This window comes from Pseudomonas sp. GW101-3H06 (assembly GCF_059424605.1).
In genome coordinates this window covers 3,303,451-3,323,403 of sequence record NZ_JBWKZO010000001.1, presented here as the reverse complement: position 1 = coordinate 3,323,403, position 19,953 = coordinate 3,303,451, and the positions used below count along the sequence as shown (strand labels likewise).

13 protein-coding genes are annotated in these 19,953 nt (G+C 59.4%); 3 read left to right on the top strand and 10 right to left on the bottom strand.

All coding sequences use genetic code 11. The annotated features are described in order from the left end of the window. Positions 1-14: 14 nt before the first annotated feature. On the bottom strand, positions 15-1,097 hold the full coding sequence (locus tag AC07ZE_RS15115; protein WP_207265519.1) for a 4-oxalomesaconate tautomerase: 1,083 nt from the start codon (positions 1,095-1,097) through the stop codon (positions 15-17). Between the two features lie 166 nt (positions 1,098-1,263). Between AC07ZE_RS15115 and AC07ZE_RS15110 the strand changes: the two genes are divergently transcribed. Together AC07ZE_RS15110 and AC07ZE_RS15105 are read left to right on the top strand one after the other, a co-directional pair. Further along, positions 1,264-2,154 carry a LysR family transcriptional regulator gene (locus AC07ZE_RS15110; RefSeq protein ID WP_207265518.1) on the top strand — a complete coding sequence of 297 codons (891 nt, stop codon included), beginning with the start codon at positions 1,264-1,266 and terminating at the stop codon, positions 2,152-2,154. Positions 2,155-2,400: 246 nt separating this feature from the next. Next, entirely contained in the window at positions 2,401-8,016 is a 5,616-nt protein-coding gene (locus AC07ZE_RS15105) for a putative Ig domain-containing protein (RefSeq protein WP_207265517.1), read from the top strand. Positions 8,017-8,156: 140 nt separating this feature from the next. Here AC07ZE_RS15105 and AC07ZE_RS15100 read toward each other — a convergent pair whose 3' ends face one another. The 9 genes from AC07ZE_RS15100 to AC07ZE_RS15060 all read right to left on the bottom strand — a co-directional run bounded on the left by AC07ZE_RS15100 (position 8,157) and on the right by AC07ZE_RS15060 (position 17,714). After that, positions 8,157-9,527 carry an HlyD family type I secretion periplasmic adaptor subunit gene (locus tag AC07ZE_RS15100; RefSeq protein WP_207265516.1) on the bottom strand — a complete coding sequence of 457 codons (1,371 nt, stop codon included), beginning with the start codon at positions 9,525-9,527 and terminating at the stop codon, positions 8,157-8,159. Then, entirely contained in the window at positions 9,520-11,241 is a 1,722-nt protein-coding gene (locus AC07ZE_RS15095) for a type I secretion system permease/ATPase (RefSeq protein WP_207265515.1), read from the bottom strand. Before AC07ZE_RS15095 ends, AC07ZE_RS15100 begins: the two co-directional genes overlap by 8 nt. A 517-nt stretch (positions 11,242-11,758) precedes the next feature. Beyond that, a complete protein-coding gene (locus tag AC07ZE_RS15090) occupies positions 11,759-13,060 on the bottom strand; it encodes an MSMEG_0569 family flavin-dependent oxidoreductase (RefSeq protein ID WP_207265514.1) in 1,302 nt (433 codons plus the stop codon). Positions 13,061-13,111: 51 nt separating this feature from the next. Beyond that, complete coding sequence (locus tag AC07ZE_RS15085; protein ID WP_207265513.1) at positions 13,112-13,447, bottom strand: MSMEG_0570 family nitrogen starvation response protein; 336 nt, start codon at positions 13,445-13,447, stop codon at positions 13,112-13,114. Between the two features lies 1 nt (position 13,448). Further along, positions 13,449-14,480, bottom strand: coding sequence for a sll0787 family AIR synthase-like protein (locus AC07ZE_RS15080; protein WP_207265512.1), 1,032 nt, complete (start codon positions 14,478-14,480; stop codon positions 13,449-13,451). After that, positions 14,473-15,033, bottom strand: a complete 561-nt coding sequence (locus AC07ZE_RS15075; protein WP_207265511.1) for an MSMEG_0567/Sll0786 family nitrogen starvation N-acetyltransferase — start codon at positions 15,031-15,033, stop codon at positions 14,473-14,475. The genes AC07ZE_RS15080 and AC07ZE_RS15075 overlap by 8 nt, the downstream gene beginning before the upstream one ends. Before the next feature lie 14 nt (positions 15,034-15,047). Then, positions 15,048-16,130 (bottom strand): MSMEG_0568 family radical SAM protein, encoded by a 1,083-nt coding sequence (locus AC07ZE_RS15070; RefSeq protein ID WP_207265510.1) that lies wholly within the window; start codon positions 16,128-16,130, stop codon positions 15,048-15,050. Further along, a complete protein-coding gene (locus AC07ZE_RS15065; RefSeq protein ID WP_207265509.1) occupies positions 16,117-17,094 on the bottom strand; it encodes a Nit6803 family nitrilase in 978 nt (325 codons plus the stop codon). Before AC07ZE_RS15065 ends, AC07ZE_RS15070 begins: the two co-directional genes overlap by 14 nt. Before the next feature lie 137 nt (positions 17,095-17,231). Then, positions 17,232-17,714, bottom strand: coding sequence for an MSMEG_0572/Sll0783 family nitrogen starvation response protein (locus AC07ZE_RS15060; protein ID WP_007969977.1), 483 nt, complete (start codon positions 17,712-17,714; stop codon positions 17,232-17,234). A gap of 242 nt (positions 17,715-17,956) precedes the next feature. On the opposite strand from AC07ZE_RS15060, the gene AC07ZE_RS15055 reads away from it, so the two are divergent. Continuing rightward, on the top strand, positions 17,957-19,864 hold the full coding sequence (locus AC07ZE_RS15055; protein WP_207265508.1) for a sigma 54-interacting transcriptional regulator: 1,908 nt from the start codon (positions 17,957-17,959) through the stop codon (positions 19,862-19,864). Positions 19,865-19,953 lie beyond the last annotated feature (89 nt).

Genomic DNA, 19,953 nt, shown 5'->3' with positions numbered 1-19,953 from the left:
AGACTGGGGGGAAGTTATCCGGCAAGTCGTTGGGAAGCCGCGGCGTAGACAAAACCGGAGAACAGCCGGCGCGATGTACGCACCACCGAAGCGCGAATGGTCTCACCCTTATCGCCGGTGTAGGACAATACGACATCTATTCCACCACTTGGATGTTCAATGCGTACTTGCTTCAAACGCGGCTCGCTAACCCCACCAAGTAATTGCGCGACCACACTGCCTTCCGTGACGCACGCGGTGGCCAGGCCGATGGAACCGGTGATCGCCAAGGCTCGGTGGCAGTTGTGGGGCATGAAGTAGCGCACCTGGATTGTGCCGCCAGCCTTGGCCGGTGACACCAGTACTGGCTTGGGAATCACTTTGTCGCTAACGTCACCCAGCCCCATTGCCAGGCCGGCTTGCAGTCGCAAGGACTCCAGGCGACGCAGGAACGCTTTGTCGGCATCCAGTTCAGCAGGGCTTTCATCACCGCGCTTACCCAACTGGCCGGCTTCGATGATCATCATCGGCATTGCCATGTCGATGCAGGTCACGGCGATACCGTCGATCAAATCCTGCGTTTGGCCCGTTGGGAACAGTTTGCCGGTCTTGCTGCCCGCTGCATCCAGGAAGGTCAATTGCACAGGAGCGGCAGTACCCGGCACACCATCGATGGCGGTGTCGCCTTCATAGCTGACCGTGCCACCGGGAGTCTGCACCTCAGCGTTCACGAAAGTCCCCGTGTTGAGGTTTCGAATACGCACGCGGGTCAGGTCTTTGGAGGCTTTAACCAGCCCCTGCTCGATGGCGAACGGGCCAACAGCGCAAAGCATGTTGCCGCAATTGGGCGCCGTGTCGACTCGACGCTGGGAGACCATGACTTGAACGAACAGATAGTCGACATCCGCGTCAGGATGTAGCGACGGGCTAACAATCGCTACCTTGCTGGTTTGCGGGCTTCCACCACCGATGCCGTCAATTTCCAGCTCATGGCCGGAACCCATCAGGTTGAGCAGCAGCTCATCCCGTTCTTCGATCGCAACAGGTAGATCCCAGGCGAGAAATACCGGGCCCTTGGAAGTACCACCGCGCATGAGCACACAGGGAATTCGTTGCATGAATACTGACTCTTGTTGATCAATCGGGGTAATTGATGTGTTGAGAGCAAGAGTCGCAGGCTTTAAAAATTGTTTCCAATGCAAATATCAGCCTGATTATTGCGTTTTACGAATGATGATTCTAGGATTCCCAGGCGAAACCACCCTCCTCTGCTGAGATAAAAAAGTGAATTACGAGCTCAATGACATCCGATCTTTCGTAAAGATCGCAGAACTTGGCAGTTTTCACGAAGCTGCCGATGCATTGCATCTGTCTCAACCGGCGTTGAGCCGAAGAATGAAAAAACTGGAAGAAGGGTTGGGCACAGCGCTGCTTGATCGCACCACCAGAAGAGTCAGCCTCACCAGCGTTGGGCGAGATTTTCTGCCCAAGGCACGACGCTTACTGGATGATTTCGATGACTCGATACTCAACATCCGAGAGCTGGCGGAGCGCCAGAGCGGCCGGGTAACCCTCGCCTGCATCCCCACCGCTGCCTTCTACTTCCTTCCTTCGGTCATCCGCCTCTACAACGAGCGCTATCCACAAATTCGTATTCGCTTGCTTGACCTGAGTGCGAACGAAGGGCTGGAGGCTGTCCTGCGTGGCGAAGCTGACTTTGGCATCAACATGATGAGCGGCCAGCACCCGGACATAGAGTTCGTACCCTTGGTCAACGAGCCTTTTGTCCTGGCGTGTCGACGCGATCATGAGTTGGCCAAACGAAGCTCCGTTACCTGGTCTGAACTCAGCAATTACCGCCTGATCGGTGTCGGTCGTCTGAGCGGCAACCGCATGTTGCTTGACCACGCTTTGTCGGGTTTGAGTTGGCGTCCGCAGTGGTTCTATGAAGTGCAGCACCTGTCGACATCGCTAGGCCTGGTAGAAGCCGGATTAGGCGTCTCGGCAATGCCGAGCCTGGCAATGCCAGCAGTGGATCACCCGACATTGGTGAGCGTCCCTTTGATTGAGCCCGTTGTGAACCGGTCGTTGGGACTGGTTTATCGAAGAGGCGCCTCCCTCTCCCCGGCAGCGGAAAAATTCGTCTCGATACTGCTGGAACAATGGGAGACATAACCTCGCGCTTGCCGCTGGCCTGTCTCCTGTCCAGGGACGAAAACGCCGGGATGCACTGTATACGGCAAGAGTCAAAATAAAGTTGTTTCCATAAAAGACCGTTCAAACCACTGATCAGTAATATCTGTTTTTTGACGAACTTCCGATATTCGGTCACAACTTTCGCGCGCCTCCGAGTCCAAACAAGCTGTTCGTCGATGGAATATTGGCGTCCGCTGCGGTTTAGACTGATACGGAGATAAGTTAATGATTTTCAACGTACAAAGTTTTGGCGCTAAAGGCGATGGGATTACTGACGACACGGCCGCAATACAGAGTGCGATAGATGCCGCGGCTGCCGCTGGCGGTGGCCAGGTGTACATGCCAACCGGGACCTATATCGTTTCCGGAGGCGAGGAACCCTCTGACGGATGCCTGATGCTCAAGAGCAACGTCTACCTGTATGGCGACGGCATGGGCGTCACCAACGTCAAAGTGGCTGACGGTTCAGATACCAAGATCACAGGGGTTATTCGCTCCGCTTATGGCGAGGAAACCCACGACTTTGGCGTCAGCAACCTCACCATTGATGGCAATCGGGACAACACAACGGGCAAGATTGACGGTTGGTTCAACGGCTTCATTCCCGGCGAAGAAGGCTACGACTCCAACGTCACTCTCGACAGTGTCGAAATCAAGGATTGTTCCGGGTACGGTTTCGACCCCCACGAACAGACCGTCAACATGGTCATCAAGAACAGCGTGTCCCACGGCAATGGCCTGGACGGCTTCGTCGCTGATTTCCTGAGCGACAGTACCTTTGAAAACAACATCGCCTACGACAACGACCGGCACGGTTTCAACGTCGTTACCAGCACCCACGACTTCACCCTGACCAATAACATTGCCTACAACAACGGCGGCAATGGCATCGTGGTGCAGCGCGGCAGCGAGGACATCCCCTCCCCCAGCAACATCACCATTACCGGTGGCCAGGTGTACGGCAACGGCGCCGAAGGGGTGCTGATCAAGATGTCCAGCGAGGTGACTGTCAGCGGCGTCGATATTCACGACAATGCCAGCGCCGGGGTTCGCATCTACGGCAGCAACCACGTTGAGATCATCGACAACACGCTCAACAACAATTCCCTGGGCAGCCCCGTACCGGAAATCATCATCCAGTCCTACGACGACACCCTGGGCGTGTCGGGCAAGTACTTCAACGGCAGCGACAACACCATCCAGGGCAACATCATCAGCGGCAGCAACCTCTCGACCTACGGTGTTGCAGAGCGCAATGAAGACGGCACGGATCGCAATGCCGTCATCGGCAATACCATCAGTCACACCAGCAAGGGTGCCACGTTGATCTATGGCGACGGCAGCTACGTCAGCGACACGGTGCCGATGACCACTGTGCAAGGTACGGCTGGCAACGACACCCTGTTGGGCAGCGCCGAAAGCGAGCTTTTCTACGGCGGGGCCGGCAACGATACGATCAATGGCGGGGCTGGTGGCGACATTCTGGTGGGCGGCGCGGGCATCGACAAACTCACCGGTGGTACCGGCGCCGATACGTTCCGTTTCGCCGCTCAGTCCGACAGCTACCGCAATGCAACCGCAAGCTTCGATGACACCGTGACCGACTTCGACGTCACCCAGGACAAGATCGACCTGGCCGGCCTGGGCTTCACCGGCCTGGGCAATGGCCGTGGTGGCACCCTGCAGGTCAGCTACAGCGCCAGCAACGACCGCACCTACATCAAGGACTACGATGCCGACGCCAGCGGCAATCGCTTCGAGTTGATTCTCTCGGGCAACCTCGCCAGCACCCTGACCGCCAGCAACTTCATTTTCAATCGGGTGGTCACCGGCACCAGCGCCAGCGACGCGTTGCTGGGCAGCGATTCGGCCGACACCCTGCTCGGCCTCGCAGGAAACGACAATCTCAATGGCGGCGCGGGCGACGACAAGCTCGACGGCGGCGCCGGAATGGACAGCCTCACCGGTGGCACCGGGGCGGACACTTTTGTGTTCTCCAATCGCCTGGACAGTTACCGCAACTACAACACCGGCGGTGCCAACCTGAGCGACCTGATCACCGACTTTGATGTCAGCACCGACAAGATCGACCTGTCGGCCATCGGATTTACCGGCCTGGGGGATGGCAAGAACAACACCGTGTACCTAGTGCTCAACAGCGCCGGCACCAAGACTTACATCAAGTCCCTGACGCCCGACGCCAATGGCAATCGCTTTGAGGTGACGCTGGCCGGCAACTACCTCGACAAACTGACCAGCGCCAACTTCGTCTTCGCCACGTCGTCACCCACCAACCAGGCGCCGGTGCTGGCCACGCCGCTGCTGGACCAGAACGCGACCGAAAGCACACCGTTCAGTTACGTGGTCCCGGCCACCAGCTTCACCGATCCGGATAACGACAGCCTCAGCTACACCGCCAAACTGGCCGACGGCAGTGCCCTGCCCGGCTGGCTGACATTCGATGCCGCCACGCGTACGTTCAGTGGTACCCCCAGCGACACCGCATCGGGCACGTACTCCATCCAGGTCACCGCAAGCGATGGCAGCAACGCCACCGTCAGCGACAGCTTTACCCTCGCCGTGCAGGACGTACCCGCGGGCCCCACGGTGATCAATGGCACCCCGAACAACGACACCCTGACTGGCACCGCAGCCAACGAGCAACTGCTCGGTGGCGCAGGTAACGACACGCTTAATGGTGGCGCGGGCAACGATATCCTGATCGGTGGCACCGGGGTGGACAAACTCACCGGCGGCGCGGGTGCCGATGTGTTCCGCTATACCTCCAAACTCGACAGTTACCGCACCAGCTCCACGAGCGTCAGCGACCAGATCCTCGATTTCGATGTGACTGCCGACAAGATCGATGTCTCGGCACTCGGCTACACGGCGCTGGGCAATGGTCTGAACGGTACGCTGCAACTGACCTACAGTGCTTCGACCAACCGTACGTACCTCAAGGATCTCACCGTCGACGCCAACGGCAATCGCTTTGAGTTGTCGATGGCGGGCAATCTGGTGAGCAGCCTGACGGCGAGTCATTTTGTCTTCGCCGACCAGAACCCCCCAAGCAATGCGGCGCCAGTGGTGGCCATTCCCCTGCTCGACCAGAACGCCACCGAAAGCACACCGTTCAATTACACCGTGACCCATGACAGTTTCACCGACGCCGACCAGGATGCGTTGGTCTATACCGCGACCCTCGCCGACGGAAGCGCCCTGCCCACCTGGCTGAGCTTCAATGCCACCAGCCTGACGTTCAGCGGCACGCCGATCAGCACGGCGGCCGGAAACTACAGCGTACTGGTCAAGGCCACCGATCCTTCAGGTGCCTCGGTCAGCGACAGCTTCGCCCTGACGGTGGCTGATGCGCCAGCCAGTACCCTCATCGGCACCGATAATGCCGATACGCTCAACGGCACGGCGGGTGCCGACCTGATCCTGGGTAACGGTGGCAATGACACGATCAAGGCCGGTACCGGGGCTGACATCATCGACGGCGGTGCCGGACGCGACTCGCTGTACGGCGGCGATGGGGCTGACACCTTCCGCTACACCAACGCGCTCGACAGTTACCGCGATTACGACGCCGGCGGCATCACGGCCACCGACACAATTTATGACTTCACCGCTGGCGTCGACAAGATCGATGTGTCAGGCCTGGGCTTTCTCGGTCTCGGCGATGGCAGTAATCATACGCTGTACATGACCCTCAACGCGGCCGGCGACAAGACCTACATCAAATCCGCCGACGCGGATGCCAATGGCAACCGCTTTGAAATCGCCCTCAACGGCAACTACCTCAACAGCCTCACCGCCAGCGACTTCGAGTTTGGCGAACGCGCCCAACAGGACATTCTCTACCTGCCCACGCTTGGTCAATCCAATGCGCGCCTGCTGCGCATGACAGAGGACGACGATCAGTCCGGCACCTCGATGCTGGTCAAAGATCTGGACCGCTATACCCCCTATGACGTACGCAGCCAGTTCACCGATGCCGATGGCAACGGCATCGATATCGCGGTGGGAGGTAGCACGGTCAACGGCCTGTCGACCCTGGGCGCCGAGGAGCTCAAGTTGTGCTGGTGGTTGACTGACACCAACCAACCAGGGCCTGCACTGTTACGTGGCGTCGCGTTGCTGGGGGACCAGCTCGCCGAACTGCAATCGATCGATAACGTCACCATGGGCATCATCTGGGGCCAGGGCGAGGAAGCAGCCCAGGAGATCGCGCGTGCAACGGACAAAACAGCGGCGGCCGCTGCCTACAAAGACGCCACCCTGAAGGTGTTCGATTACCTGCATACCCAGTTCGGCAACTTCAACGTGTACATCATGGAAACCGGCCACTATCAGGAGGATGCGGCACTTGCCCGGGGCTATTCCGAAGAAAAGATAGCGTCCATCGTCGAGGGCGTAGGCTATGTTCGTGCCGTCCAGGAAGCCATCGCCACCGAACGCGCCGACGTCAAGCTGGCGGTGGACTACACCGACCTGCCTTTGCGCTATGAAGTCGATCCGCTGGTGTATCCCGATGACGTCTGGCACCTGCACGAGGAATCGGCGGAAATCGTCGGCCAGCGCCTGGCCGACTACATCGCCGCAGACCTTGGCTTTCAAGGCAACCCGGACGACAACAATAGAGTTCAGGACATTTTCGACAACGCTCAGAACCAGGGCGGGATGATCTCCGGCACTGACCAGGCCGACACCCTGGTGGGCAGTTCCGGCAATGACACACTGGATGGCGACTTGGGTGCCGATTCCATGACCGGTGGCGATGGCAACGACATCTATCTGGTCGACAACGCGTCCGACAGCGTGGTGGAAACCAACCCCTCGGCCTCGCAGATCGATACGGTGCAGGCATCCGTCAGCTGGACCCTGGGCGCCAATCTCGAGAACCTCGTGCTCACCGGTGTCTCGGATATCGACGGCAGCGGTAACGCGCTGCGCAACTTCATCACCGGCAATGCCGCCGCCAACGTGCTCAATGGTGCCGCAGGGGCCGACAGCATGAGTGGTGGCGATGGCAACGACACTTACTATGTCGACAACGCCGACGACAGCGTGATCGAGACCCAAGGCAACCTGTTGCCCGGAGGGATCGACAGTGTGCGCAGCAGCCTGGGGGCCTATACGCTTGGCTCCCATGTCGAGAATCTGTACATCGATAGCCCGGGCGCCGCCAATGGCACGGGCAACGCGTTGGACAACACGCTGTTCGCCGCTGCCGGCAACAACGTGCTGGACGGGCGCGAGGGTAATGACACCGTGTCTTTCGAACGCGCTCTGTCCGGTGTCACCGCCAACCTCTCGACCTCAGTGCAACAAAACACCGGGGGGTCGGGGCTCGACACCTTGAAATTCTTCGAAAACCTGACGGGAAGTGCCTACGCAGACAGCCTGTCGGGCAACAGCGCCGCGAACGTCCTGAACGGTGGTGCGGGCAATGACACACTCGTGGGCGGTTCCGGCGATGATCGGTTGATCGGCGGTGCAGGCACCGACAATCTCACCGGTGGTACTGGCGCGGATACCTACGCATTCGGTGCGCTGTCGGACATGGGCATCGGTGCTTCGCGTGATGTGATCAACGGTTTCAAGAGCCTCGAAGGCGATCATCTGGACTTCTCCGGCCTGGACGCCAACCCGTTGACCGGCACTGTCGATACCTTCACCTTCATCGGCAGCAACGCTTTTGACTCTGCCAACGCCACCGGCCAAGTGCGCTTTGCCGATGGCATTCTCTACGGCAGTGTCGACGCCGACGCCACCCCCGAGTTCGAGTTCGAACTGCTGGGCGTCAAGGAGTTGCACGCCAGCGATTTCACCGCCTGAGTCCAGGCCATCATCGGTGAAAGCAAGCCTGCCCGCGAGGCGGTGGCACAGCCAGCATGGATGCAAGCTGAGCCACCGTTTTGGCGGGCAAGCCCGCTCCTACCGGAATGTGTGGCGTTCGAAAAGACGAGGATAGCCGCTCATTCCTCTTTGAAGGCGGCGAGCAAGCGTTCGCGCAACGGTTTCATCAGGTAGTTCATCAAGGTACGCTCGCCCGTCACCACCGTGACATCGGCAAGCATGCCCGGCCGCACCGGCAGGCCGGCGGCCTGTAGCGACGCAACGGTATCTGCGGGAATTTCGACCTTGGCGGAAAAGTACGGCTGGTGAGTCTGTTCATCGATTAGCTGGTCCGCCGACACCGTAGTCACCGTACCGGTGACAGTCGGGGTATCCACCCGTTGCAGCGCCGTGAAATGCACGTGCACCGGCAGCCCCGGACGCAACTTGTTGGCCATCAACGGCTCGAAACGCGCGGTGATCGCCATCGGCGCATCCAGCGGCACCACCTGCATCAGGGTTTGCCCCGCCTGGGCAACGCCGCCAATCGTATGAATGCTCACGTCCATGACCTGTCCGGACACCGGCGCGCGGATCGCACCGTTGTCGACTTCAAACTCAAAGGCACGGATCTGATCGGCATACGCTGACGCCTCGGCGGAGACTTCACTGAGCTGGATTTCGGCATCGCGGCGAAATTCCTGCTGCGCCTGCAAGGCCTTGAGCCGACTTTCATTGATCGACTGGCGAGTCTTGCCGATATCACCTATCACGGAGGCAATCTGCCCGGCCAATTGGGCGGCGTTGCGCTCGGCCTCGAACAGTTTGTTGCGCGGGACGTAGCCCTCATGTGCCAAAACACGCAGGCCTTCCAGCTCCTGCTGCTGGAAGCGCATCTGCGTTTCGTAGTTGCGCTTGACGCCTTCATAGCCGCTCAGTTGCTGCTGCAATGCGGCGGTTTCGTGTTCGATGATTTGCAAGCGACTGGCCAATTCTGCACGGCGGGTCGCAAACAGCTGGCCCTGCAAGGCCATGGCTGCCCTGAGCCGCGGCTCTTGCGCGTGTTCCAGCAAGTCAGGGGGCCATTGGATCTCGGCGGTGCCCAGGCGCTCGGCAATCAAGCGAGCCTCGACGCTGCGATCATTAAGCAATTTGCCCCGGGTCACGTCCAGTTGTGACTGCGCTTGCACCGTGTTGAGTTGCACCAGCAGTTGCCCTTGGGTAACGCGGTCGCCATCACTGACCAGCAGTTTTTCCACCACGCCGCCGACCAACGACTGCACCGCTTTGCGTTCGCCCGCCACGACCACGGTGCCACTGCCCACGACACCCTGGTCGAGCGGCGCCAGGCAAGCCCAGAGCAGGAAGCCACCCAGTGTCAAGACCAGGAAGACCACGCCATACCGTGCCGCGCTGCCCGCGTCGGTATTGGCACTTGGCAGTGTGGATTTATCACGTACGATCGGTCGTTGTTCGCTGTACATCTGTGTGCCTGGGGTCAGATCATGCATCTTCGCCAGCCTCCTTGATTGCTGCCGGTCTCGGCCCCGCAAGCAATGCCTTGAGCACCCGATCCCGTGGACCGAATGCTTGTTGAGTGCCGTCCTTGAGCACGAGGATGTGGTCAACCACCGCCAGTACACTAGGCCGATGTGTAATCAGCACCACGGTGCTGCCAGCAGTCTTGAGTGCACCGATCGCCTGGACCAGCGCCAGCTCTCCGGCTTCATCGAGATTGGAGTTCGGCTCATCGAGCACGATCAGCGAAGGGAGCCCATAAAGTGCACGGGCCAGGCCGAGGCGCTGTTTCTGTCCCCCGGACAATCCAAGCCCGCCAGGGCCCAACGGCGTGTCGTAACCTTTGGGGAACCTCAGGATCATCTCGTGTATGCCAGCATGACGCCCCGCTGCGATGATCTTGTCGGCGTCCTGCTCACCGAAGCGGGCAATATTGTCGGCCACCGTGCCGTCAAACAGTTCTATGTCCTGCGGCAAGTAGCCGAGGTGCGGACCCAAGGCGTCGTGAGACCATTGGCTGATCTCGGCGTCATCGAGGCGCACCGACCCGCCCATGGCCGGCCAGACCCCGACCAGCGCCCTGGCCAGCGTTGACTTTCCACTGGCGCTGGGGCCGACAACGCCGAGCACGTCACCTTTGACCAGGTTGAAATTGATCCCCCGCAGGATCGGTTGCGAGGCACCGGGCGGGCCAACATACAACTGCTCCACACGCACCGCGCCGGTGGGCGGCGGCAACGGCATGCGCAGGCGCTCGCTTGGATGCCGGACAAGGAGTTGACTGAGGCGCTGGTAACTCTGGCGGCAGGAGTTGAATTGCTTCCACGAGCCGATGGCGATTTCCACGGGGGCCAGCGCGCGCCCCAATAGCAGCGACATGGCGATCATCATGCCCGCCGACAATTGGCCCTCAAGCACCAACAACGCGCCGAGCCCCAGGGCCAACGACTGCCCGCAAATGCGTACGAAACGAGTCATCGACGTGATACGCGCGCTACGGTCACTGGCATGGGCCTGGGCCGCGACGATGCGCTGCTGCAGCAGGCTCCAGCGCTGACGCAATGGCCCGAGCATGCCCAGGGCGTGGATGACTTCAGCATTGTGGAACGTGCTGTTGACATAAATCGACGACTGCACACCCAGACGATTCGCTTCGTCCAGGCGCGTTCGAGTCGCCCATTCGCCCCACAGAGCCAGGCCGATCAGTATCAGGGCCAGAACCAGCGTCAGCACGCCGAACCATGGGTGAAAGATGAACGCTATCAGCAAAAAGATCGGCAACCATGGCGCATCGAGCAAGGCAATCAGGCCCTGGCCAGTGATCAACTGCCGCAGTGTCGCCAGATCGATGAGCACCTGGGCCGGGTTCGCATCGTGCTCGCGAAGGCTGCGGGCGAAAGCGGCGTCGAAAATCCGCTCGCTCAAGGCTTCGTCGAGCCCAGCGCTCATGCGAATCATCACCGCGCCACGTACCCACTCGATCAAGGCGCTGAACATGAACAGCCCCAGCGCGATCAAAGTAAGCATGAACAACGTGGTTTCGTTACGACTGGTAAGGACCCGGTCGTACACCTGCATCATGTACAGCGACGGCACCAGTACCAACAGGTTAATCACGCCACTGAACAGTGCCAACGACCAAAACAACCGGCGGTAGCTTAATAACGCGGCGTCAATGTCATGACGCGGATCGAGAAAAAAACCCATAGAAAGTTGCTCGTTTAAGAAAGAGTCGGTTCAGGACGCAATCCATCGCGAGCGTTTGCCCAAGGGGCGAAACACCAAGTGCAGTCTGACGTGCCGCTATCAGAGACGGTCCTCGTCGCTACAGGCGCCAATAACTGACAACGCGGCCTCGGGTTAGTGCCGGTTATGCCGATCGAGCTTTCAAGTGGGTGACGGGCGGGTATGTTGCACAACGGCAAGTTCGCATTGCGCGCCGCCATGGAAAGGGAAACCGGGCTGCCAGGCAATGCCTTCCCGCGCAGGGCAATACTGCGACAGGTATCGCCATTGTTGCAGCGATCCGCGAGCTCGCCTGTCGACGCTCTTTCAAGCAAGAGCGCTCCTTGCGAGCAATACGAACAGCGGCGTCGGTTGTTCAAACCGATGTCCAGCATTGGGTGTCGGGTTTCATTAGAACACCGCATTTTAAGGCAGTGTGGTGTCTACGAAACCCGAGGCCGTTCACACGGTTCGAACACCCGGGTTGTTGAATGCAACGCTAGCCGGCCACCGAATGCCGTTGCCGCCTGGTACTCCCAAGCGCTCCTTCGACAATGTGCTGCACCAGATACTCCGCGTCCCGCGCCACGCCTGAAAAACGTCCCGAACCCCACGTGTATAACCAGGGCAATCCCAGGAAGTACAGACCAGGCTGCGCTGTCACTCCACGCTGGTGGCCTGGATGACCGCGGCCGTTGAAGACCGGGGCCTCGACCCAGGTAAAGTCGGGGCTGAAGCCGATGCACCAAATGATGCTGGTGATAGCCTCAACCTGGAGATCCAATTCACTGCGCTCTTGCCCGGGTACCCACTCAGGCTCATAACGCGCCCCCGCCGGAGCATCAATCGAGTGCTGTTCGATGTACTTGTCGATGGACGCGTTGATCCGGTTGTAGACCGCATCGGCGTTGTCGAGACTCTCGCCCAGATTGTTGGCGAACTGCAGGCGAGTGCCCTGTAACCCCTCGAGACGACCGAACAACTCCATGCCTTCGAGGGCGAACGTGCGCAGGTCGATATCACGACCGCCATCGCGACCGGTAACATAGTGGTTAGTGTTGTCACGCACACCTTCACGAAGTGGATGCGTGTCGACGCCAATCTCGTAGTAGCCCATTTCTGCCAGCCAATCGACCACGTCCTTGCCACGGTAAAAGCGTGCGCAACGCGGTGCATCACCGACGGCCAGATACACCTTGCGACCGGCCAGGTGCAAGTCCTCGGCAATTTGGGCCCCCGACTGCCCGGAGCCGACCACCAACACATTGCCGGCCGGCAACGCTTGGGGATTGCGGTATTGTTCGGAGTGAATCTGATGAATGCCGGCCGGCAAACGCTCAGCCAGACGCGGAATGATCGGCGTGTGATAGCCGCCCGACGCAACAATCACCTGATCAGCGGTGAATTCACCCTGCGAGGTGTGCACCTCGAAACCACCGACACTGCGTGGAACCACGCGTTGTACCGTAACGCCTTCACGGGCCGGGGCGTTGACCGATTTGACGAAACCTGCCAGGTATTCATTGATCTCGTCTTTCTTCATGAAGCCGTGAGGGTCGCTGCCACCGAATCCTTCGGTATAGGTGTACCCCGGCAGTGCGCACTGCCAGTTGGGTGTCACCAGGCTGAAGGCATCCCAACGCTGGTTGCGCCAGGTGTGGGTCAGGCTGTGTTTCTCCAATACCAGATGCTCGATGCCCTGTTGTTGCAGGTAGTAGCTGGCAGATAAGCCGGCCTGGCCACCACCGACGACGATTACGCGGTGGTGTGGAGGTTTGATTGAAGTGAGGTGACTGGTCATGGGGCACTCCGGTAGTAGGTAACGAAAAACGATGAGGAATTGATCGGTGAATCAGAAGGAGCTCCAGCCAGCACTCAGCACCTGGCCGGCGCCCTCGGTTCGCATACTGAGAACGTCAACCTGACCGTCAGTGTGGGTGGGCTCGCTCAGATAACTGGCCTGGCCCTTGAGCGAACTCAAGGTGTCCATTGCTGAACTGCAATAGAAGCCCTTGACCTGCTTGACCCGCTCCGAGGCACTGTTCAGTGCGTTCTCGATGCGTTGCAGAAAGTCCTCCAGCGAGTAACTGGCACCCTCCTCCAGGTACTGATAGATCACGGTCGAGGGTGAATAACCGCTCGCTTCCCTGCCATCGGGCCAGCGGATTTTGAAGTTCACGGCGGGCATGTCAGTGCTCCTGTTGATTAAGGTTCAAGGGGGTCAGGTCGAGATGGGTGTAGCTGAAACCGGTAAAGGGTTGCTGGCGCAGGTTCCAGAAATCGCCGTGCTGCTCTCCGAGCCGGACGTTCAGCACACCGCTGGCATTGACCTGTCCAATGCGCTCACAACGCACACCTTCAACGGTAAAAGCAGCCTGCACATTGGCCCAGTCAGGTTCATCGAGCGTCAGCAAAAAACCGTAGCTGGGGAATACCTGCAACCAGCGAGCAAGCTCGGTATCCACTGGACTCGGCATTGCGGCCAAATCGATCGTCGCGCCGCAGCCGGTGGTTTCCAACAGCATCAATAGACTGCCGAGTACCCCGGCGTTGCTGATGTCCTTGGCTGCTTGCAGCAGGCCGGCTTCGGCCAGGCGTGGCAGCACTTCGAGCTTGCTGCGCAGACGTTCGGCGGGTACGCCTTCGAAAGCTTTCCAATAGGTACTGTCGGCATGCCAATGGCCATCAAGGTCAACGGCCATTGCGATGACCTGGCCGGGAGCGACATGCAGCGTCGACAGCAGTTTTTGCGCAACGCCTGTGATCGCCACCGCCAGTGCGGTCGGGTTGCCCGTCGTCAGGCTGGTATGCCCACCTGCGAGGAGCAAGCCATAGGCCTCGCATGCAGCGCGGATGCCTGCCAACAGTTGTTGCGAGGCAACGTTGTCGTGATGCCAATAGGCATTGACCACTGCTGTCGCACGCCCCCCCATGGCAGTGATATCGCTGACATTGGCCATCACCGCCGACCACCCGGCAAACCAGGGCGCCGCCCTAACGAACGCCGGCAACATGCCTTCGATGGCCAGTAGCTGGAAATGATCGCCACAGGCAATCGCTGCCGTGTCATCACCGGGCAAGGCGTAAAGCTGCTCGCGGGTCAAAGAGGGTTGTGTGTTGCCAATAACGGCGGCCGGTTGCTGGATCGCCTGTTTTGAACGCATCGCGGGCGTGCGGCGCAAACTGCCGAGCACCCTGTCCAAATCCGTCGCTTCAAGCATGGCGAGCCACCTTCAACGCGCGCAATGAAACTTGACGGGGCATCAACGGATAGCTCGGCAGGTCCGCCTGCATCAGGCAATGAGGCTGACCGAGCAACTCCAGATGCTCGAGGGTTTGCCAATGCAGACCGTGAAAATAGCCTTCGTTTTGCGCCTGCACGGTCGCGCGAAACACCTCGCAGCCAAGATCCTTGGCCCGAGAAACCGCCTCGTTGACCAGTGCTTTGCCGATCATGCTGTGCCGTCGGTACGCCGGGGCCACACACAAACGCCCGCCATACCACAGCCCAGGCTGGGGCTGATAGATGCGCACCGCGCCCACTACCTGATCGGAAAATCCGCAATTGCCCGCCAGCGCGACGATAGCGATGGCCTGGAAATCGTGGCTGTCCTTGTCTTGCAAAAGCAGTTGTTGCTCATCGGAAAACACTGAGCGGCGCAAGGCGAAATAGGCCTGTTTCTCCCAGGTTTCACGGGCGGGCTTGACCAGCAGGTCACCTGCGCGGAACGGCTCGAAGGTGCTGTCGACCAAAGCAAAGGCGAGATTCGGCATGGGCGTTCTCCGGCTTATTCGTAGCTTTTGAGGGCCGAGCACGCGCCGCATTTGGCACAGCCGGCGTTGATCTGATCAGAGTGCAAACCGTGACGACGAAGGCTGGCGCCGATCTGTGGATAGAGCCGAGCCATCATCGCGCTGTCGGGCTTTGGGTGATGGGCCAGCGGCGTGCCGTCGATGGGCACAAAGGGCACTACGAACGGATACACGCCCAGCGCGCACAAACGCTCGCTCATCTCGCTGATCGCTGCTTCGCTGTCACCCAGGCCGGCGAGAATGTAGGTGCTGACCTGGCCCCGACCGAATACCTCAACCGCCGCACTGAACGCTTCGAAATAGCGACTCAGCGGAACCTCGGCCTTGCCCGGCATGATCCGTTGGCGCACGTCATCAGTGACCGCTTCCAGGTGCATGCCCAGAGACACCACGCCGCTATCGGCCAGGCGCTGGAACCAGCGATCGTCGTCCGGTGGTTCGCACTGAGCCTGGATCGGCAGATCGACGGCTGCGGTTACGGCGGCAGCGGACTCACACAAAATCGCTGCGCCACGGTCCGGGGTTTGCGGGGTGCCAGTGGTCATCACCATGTGCTTGACGCCGTCGAGTTCCACCGCGGCTTTTGCGACTTCAGCCAGTTGCAGCGGCCGCTTGCGGGCGATGGTCTTGCCTGCGGCCAGCGACTGGCCGATGGCGCAGAACTGGCAAGAACTGCCGCGATCATTGAAGCGAATGCAGTGCTGCAACACCGTTGTCGCAAGCACATCGCTGCTGTGCAGCGTGGCGATCTTCCAATAAGGAATACCGTCGACGGTACTCAAACCGTAGAACTTCGGCACGCCAGGCATTTGTACCTGGCCCACCTGCAGCCCCTCGCGAAAAATCAGTGCCTGACGGCCATCGGCACTGGGTTGTGCCTGATAGGGTGAATCCTGCGAGGCCTGATTGAGGATCGGCACCATCATCGTCCGGTTGCCGACACTCAGCGCCTTGTGATCCGACGGTCCGGCGCCACCTTGGCGAGACAGGCCGTTTTGCGCCGCAGGCCAACGCACGCCTTGGCATTGCAGTTCGGCCAGCAACTCATTGGTTTGCATGATCGAACTCCTCGCCGGCAACCGCCACAAGGTGCGCGGCGCGTTCATGCACGTGCGCCGCAGGCGTACGGTCAATCAACAGGCTGAGCAGTTCCGGGCGGCTGTAATGCCCGACCGAATCCATCATCCGTTTGCGTTTGTCGATCAAGGCCAGATCGAGATCGGCAATCACTACGCCTTCGCCGGAGCGCAGCGGCTCCCCGAGCAGCTTGCCTTCAGGTGAAACGATCGCAGTGAAACAGCCACCAGAAATCGGGCCGATCCCACATCCGGTGTCCTGCATGATCTGGCCTTGCTGGTCGGCATCCAGCCAGGCTGTGGCGTTGACCACAAAGCAGCCAGACTCCAGGGCGTGATGACGGATGGTGACTTCGATTTGCTCGGCGAAAATGTCGCCCACCAACGAGCCTGGAAACATCGCGGCGTGGATCTGCTCGCCGTCCGCCATCAAGGCATAACGGGCCAGCGGGTTGTAATGCTCCCAGCATGCCAGCGAACCAATACGACCGATTGCACTGTCGATGGCACGCAGGCCGGAACCGTCGCCCTGCCCCCAGACCATGCGCTCGTGGTAAGTCGGCGTGATCTTGCGTCGATGCTGAATCAGACTGCCGTCGGCATCGAACAGTAATTGCGCGTTGTAGATCGTGCCGCCATCGCGCTCATTCACCCCGATGGAAACGACCATGCCGGCTTGTTTGCAGGCTTCGCCAATTGCCAACGTGGCGGCGGATGGCACCGTGACAGATTGGTCGAGCAGCTTGAGGTGTTGTGCGCCCATGGCAAAGGCTGGCTGCACAAACGAAAAATAGGGGTAGTAAGGCACCACCGTTTCCGGGAACACGGCGAACTGTACGCCTTGTCGACCGAGGGCGATGATCTGTTGGCAGACCTTGTCCACGGTGCCTTCGCGGCTGTAAAGCACCGGGCTGATCTGTACGGCGGCTGCGCGAATGATGGCCATTATGGATCCTGAGTTCGTGGTGATTTGCATGGTTCACATCGGCCCTGTGGGAGCTGGCTTGCCTGCGATGCGGATTCGATGGTGTGTCAGGCACACCGCCATCGCGAGCAGGCCTGCTCCCCCAGAGGTTTGTGCCGTCAGGCAGTCCAGGTATCGATGATCATGGCGCCTTCACGGCGCATCAGTAGCCGCAGGTCCATCACGTCCAGCGGGTTGATCGGGCGGATGCCTTCGATCAGGGCTTTTTCGGTCTGGCCGTACAACGCTTGCAGGGCGAACCGGCAGGCGTAGACCTCACCGCCTTCTTCCATGAATTGAATGAGTTGCTTGTTCACCGCCAGGTGACCGGGAAATGCTTCAGCCCCCAGGGTCGGGAAACCACGCTGCACACCCAGCTGCACGCCTGGCCCGTACAGCAGGATTTTGGTTTCAAAACCTTTGCGCAGCAGGCGCTTGGCCTGAAGCATATTGACCAGGCCAATGGAGCCTTCGAAAGCGATGGTGTGGAAGGTGATCAGGACTTTTTCGCCGGGCTCGGCCTTGATGTCCTCAAAGACTTTCTCTTCGTAATTGACCAGGAAGTCGCCGTCTTTGTAATGGGGAATATCCACGGTTGGCATAGTGTCGCTCTCCAGTTTCTTCGTGCTTGAACGTCAGCCAGTGTTGGCTGCCGGGTTGCAGGAGAGAGAGCGAACGCCGTGCCAGGACATAAAAATATTTTTTGTTAAGCGCTAAGTGTCTGATTTATTTGGCAATACCAATCTGATCCGGTTTTCAAGGACGCATCTGACACTTTCAGCGAATCACGCATTCCCGTAGAAATACGAGTATTCGTAGCGGCAAATCACGAGATCTCGTATCCATGAACGAAACAGACTCTCTCAACGGCTGGGCCGACCTGGCGTATTCATCGCGCCATATGGTGTTCGAACATTGCGCTGAAGCCATCGCGTTGCTCAATCCGTTTTCCGATCGGCTGGGCGACCTGAACATCGCCGCTTGCAAGTTGCTCGGCTACCCCCGTCAAGAGTTGTTGGAGCTGCCGGTCAGCAAGCTGTTCGGCCATCAATTAGCGGACTTGATCGTGTTCACCCAAGCCGTGATGGACAAAGGTCGCGGCTGGACCCAGGAGTTGAGCTGCAACTGCAAAAGCGGGGAGCGAATCGAACTGGAAATCTCCGCCACGACGCTGCACATCAAAGGCGAACAGCAACTGATTCTGGTGCTGCGTGAGTTGAGCCATGAGAAATATCAACGCGACCAGGCCCACACCGAGCGCACCATGCGCGGCGGGTTGATTGAGTGGCGCAACATTCTCAACCTGTTCCAGGAAAGCGAGCGCGATAATCAACTGCTGCTCAGTTCCGTCGGCGATGGCATCTACAGCATCAACAGTGAAGGCCTGGCTACCTTCGTCAACCCGGCCGGCGCACGCATGCTGGGCTGGGAGCCACAGGACATGATCGGCAAAAACATCCATCGCATTCACCACCACACTCACGCGGACGGCAGCCACTACCCGGTCGAAGAATGCCCGATCTACAAAGCGGTGCGTGATGGCGTGGTACACGAAGGACGCCAGGAGGTGTTCTGGCGCCGCGACGGCAGTTCGTTCCCCGTGGAATTCACCAGCACCCCGGTGATTTCCGATGGCCGCATCGTCGGCGCCGTGGTGGTGTTTCGCGATATCACCGAACGGCGCAGCACCGAAAATCAGCTACAAAGCGCACTTGAAGAGCTCAAGGTGCTCAAGGACCGGCTTGAAGAACAAAACGCGTACTTGCAGGAAGAGATTCACATCGAGCACAACTTCCGCGAGATTGTTGGCCAGAGCGAGCCGATCAGCAAAATCATCAAGCAGATTGACGTGGTCGCTCCCACAGATGCCAGCGTGCTGATCAATGGCGAGTCGGGTACGGGAAAAGAGCTGATCGCCCGTGCAATCCATCAGGCCAGCCGCCGCAATGCCAGTCCGTTGATCCGGGTCAATTGCGCGGCTATCCCGGCCGAACTGTTCGAGAGCGAATTTTTCGGCCACATCCGGGGCGCCTTTACCGGTGCAGTGCGTGATCGCGTCGGGCGTTTTGAGCTGGCGGACGGCGGCACGCTGTTTCTCGATGAAATCGGTGAGATCCCCTTGGAGTTGCAGAGCAAACTGCTGCGGGTTTTGCAGGAAGGCCAGTTCGAACGGGTCGGCGAAGAACGCACCCGCAAGGTTGATGTGCGGATCATCGCCGCGACAAACCGCGATCTGCGCCAGGAAGTCGCTGCGAAGCATTTCCGTGAAGACTTGTATTTTCGGCTCAACGTTTTCCCGATTCAGTCGCCGGCACTGCGTGAGCGTCCGGTTGATATAGCCCCCCTGGCCGCCCATTTCCTCAAGCAGACCAGCAAGCGTCTGAACATGCCGGGGCGGCGCCTGCGCAACAGCGACATCGAACGACTGCAACGATATTCATGGCCAGGCAATATTCGCGAGTTGCAAAACGTCATTGAGCGCGCACTTATCACCTCCGTCGGCGCAGATCTGAACCTGGATCTGCCCGACGAACCCAACCCCGGTCTTGACGCCCCGCAGGGGCCCTCCTCTTCGACTGCAATCATGACTGACGCGCAGATTCGCGAACTCGAACGCAACAACATGGAAGCTGCGCTCAAGGCTGCGAATGGCAAGTTGTTTGGCAAAGGCGGTGCCGCTGAACTACTGGGGCTCAAACCCACGACACTGGCTTCGCGGTTTAAACGACTTGAGATAAAACTCGAGGAGTGATTCTGTTTCGGTGGGGTACGGAATCTCGTGCCATCCACTACGAAGATTCGTATTTCTACGAATTCACGTAGCGCCTCGATACCGCCATC